This window comes from Amycolatopsis azurea DSM 43854 (genome assembly GCF_001995215.1).
Lineage (GTDB): Bacteria > Actinomycetota > Actinomycetes > Mycobacteriales > Pseudonocardiaceae > Amycolatopsis > Amycolatopsis azurea.
Genome location: NZ_MUXN01000040.1, coordinates 1 through 2896, shown reverse-complemented (window position 1 = coordinate 2896; position 2896 = coordinate 1). Strand labels below are relative to the sequence as shown.

At 55.6% G+C, this 2896-nt stretch carries 2 rRNA genes (1 of these 2 cut by a window edge); both read left to right on the top strand.

Annotation, left to right across the window (positions count from 1 at the left end):
• Nucleotides 1–2695, top strand: a 23S ribosomal RNA gene (locus tag B0293_RS42130) (it extends 437 nt beyond the left edge of the window).
• An 80-nt stretch (nt 2696–2775) separates the two neighbouring features.
• Nucleotides 2776–2892: ribosomal RNA gene (rrf, locus tag B0293_RS42125) — 5S ribosomal RNA — on the top strand.
• Nucleotides 2893–2896: the final 4 nt, after the last annotated feature.

The window sequence follows — 2896 nt, the reverse complement described above, 5'->3', positions numbered from 1 at the left end:
TGGTGTTCCCGAGTAGCAGCGAGCTCGTGGAATTTGCTGTGAATCTGCCGGGACCACCCGGTAAGCCTAAATACTTCCTGAAGACCGATAGCGGACTAGTACCGTGAGGGAAAGATGAAAAGTACCCCGGGAGGGGAGTGAAAGAGTACCTGAAACCGTGTGCCTACAAGCCGTCAGAGCCCGAGCACATCCTTGTGATGTTGAGGTGATGGCGTGCCTTTTGAAGAATGAGCCTGCGAGTTAGTGCTGCGTGGCGAGGTTAACCCGTGTGGGGTAGCCGTAGCGAAAGCGAGTCTGAATAGGGCGATTGAGTCGCGTGGTCTAGACCCGAAGCGGAGTGATCTACCCATGGCCAGGCTGAAGCGTCGGTAAGACGACGTGGAGGGCCGAACCCACTTAGGTTGAAAACTGAGGGGATGAGCTGTGGGTAGGGGTGAAAGGCCAATCAAACTCCGTGATAGCTGGTTCTCCCCGAAATGCATTTAGGTGCAGCGTCACATGTTTCACCACGGGGGTAGAGCTACTGGATGGTCTAGGGGCCTTACCGGGTTACCGAAATCAACCAAACTCCGAATACCGTGGTGTGAGAGTGTGGCAGTGAGACGGCGGGGGATAAGCTTCGTCGTCGAGAGGGAAACAGCCCAGAACACCAGCTAAGGCCCCTAAGTGTGTGCTCAGTGGGAAAGGATGTGGGATTGCCCAGACAACCAGGAGGTTGGCTTAGAAGCAGCCACCCTTGAAAGAGTGCGTAATAGCTCACTGGTCAAGTGGTCCTGCGCCGACAATGTAGCGGGGCTTAAGCACACCGCCGAAGCTGTGTCATTCACACATATAGATCGGCGTTTTCTTCGTGGAAACGTCTAGTCGTGTGGATGGGTAGGGGAGCGTCCTGCATCCAGGGAAGCGGCGGCGGAAGCCAGTCGTGGAGGGTGTGGGAGTGAGAATGCAGGCATGAGTAGCGAATGCAGAGTGAGAAACTCTGCCGCCGGATGACCAAGGGTTCCTGGGCCAGGCTAATCCGCCCAGGGTAAGTCGGGACCTAAGGCGAGGCCGACAGGCGTAGTCGATGGATAACGGGTTGATATTCCCGTACCCGAGCACGTGCGCCCAGGATGAGGCGGTTGATACTAACCACCCAAAGCGCCAGTTGAAGCCCTTCGGGGTGGATGTTGGTTGTGGAGCGTGGGATCTGATTCCGTAGTAGTCGAGTGATGGGGTGACGCAGGAAGGTAGCTCCGCCAGTGAGTGGTAGTACTGGTGTAAGCGTGTAGGCCGAAACATAGGTAAATCCGTGTTTCATATAGGCTGAGACGTGATGCGTAGCCGATTGAGGTGAAGTAGAGTGATCCTATGCTGCCGAGAAAAGCCTCTAGCGAGTGCGTGCACGGCCCGTACCCCAAACCAACACAGGTGGTCAGGTAGAGAATACTAAGGCGATCGGGTGAACTGTGGTTAAGGAACTCGGCAAAATGCCCCCGTAACTTCGGGAGAAGGGGGGCCAAACACTCTGAAGTCCCTTGCGGACTAGGGGTGGGTGGCCGCAGAGACCAGCGGAAAGCGACTGTTTACTAAAAACACAGGTCCATGCGAAGTCGCAAGACGATGTATATGGACTGACGCCTGCCCGGTGCTGGAACGTTAAGAGGACCGGTTAACCCCTTTGGGGGTGAAGCTGAGAATTTAAGCGCCAGTAAACGGCGGTGGTAACTATAACCATCCTAAGGTAGCGAAATTCCTTGTCGGGTAAGTTCCGACCTGCACGAATGGCGTAACGACTTTCCGGCTGTCTCAACCACAGGCCCGGCGAAATTGCACTACGAGTAAAGATGCTCGTTACGCGCGGCAGGACGGAAAGACCCCGGGACCTTTACTATAGTTTGGTATTGGTTTTCGGTTCGGCTTGTGTAGGATAGGTGGGAGACTGTGAAGCTGGCACGCTAGTGTTGGTGGAGTCGTTGTTGAAATACCACTCTGGTCGGATTGGGAATCTGAACCTCGGACCATGATCTGGTTCAGGGACAGTGCCTGATGGGTAGTTTAACTGGGGCGGTTGCCTCCTAAAGAGTAACGGAGGCGCCCAAAGGTTCCCTCAGCCTGGTTGGCAATCAGGTGTTGAGTGCAAGTGCACAAGGGAGCTTGACTGTGAGACAGACATGTCGAGCAGGGACGAAAGTCGGGACTAGTGATCCGGCACCACCTGGTGGAAGGGGTGTCGCTCAACGGATAAAAGGTACCCCGGGGATAACAGGCTGATCTTGCCCAAGAGTCCATATCGACGGCATGGTTTGGCACCTCGATGTCGGCTCGTCGCATCCTGGGGCCGGAGTAGGTCCCAAGGGTTGGGCTGTTCGCCCATTAAAGCGGCACGCGAGCTGGGTTTAGAACGTCGTGAGACAGTTCGGTCCCTATCCGCCGCGCGCGTAGGATACTTGAGGAAGGCTGTCCCTAGTACGAGAGGACCGGGACGGACGAACCTCTGGTATGCCAGTTGTCACGCCAGTGGCATGGCTGGTTGGCCACGTTCGGAAGGGATAACCGCTGAAGGCATCTAAGCGGGAAGCCTGTTCCAAGATGAGGTATCCCACCCCTTGTGGGTTAAGGCCCCCAACAGACCATTGGGTTGATAGGCCAGAAATGGAAGCACAGTAATGTGTTGTCGAGTTGACTGGTACTAATAGGCCGAGGACTTGCCCACAAAGATGTTACGCATCCACTCTACAGCTCTGAAACACCACACAACCATCACCGATGGTGGTGGGGAGTGTTTCATAGTGTTTCGGTGGTTATAGCGTCAGGGAAACGCCCGGTCCCATTCCGAACCCGGAAGCTAAGCCTGACAGCGCCGATGGTACTGCAACCGAAGGGTTGTGGGAGAGTAGGACACCGCCGGACTAAC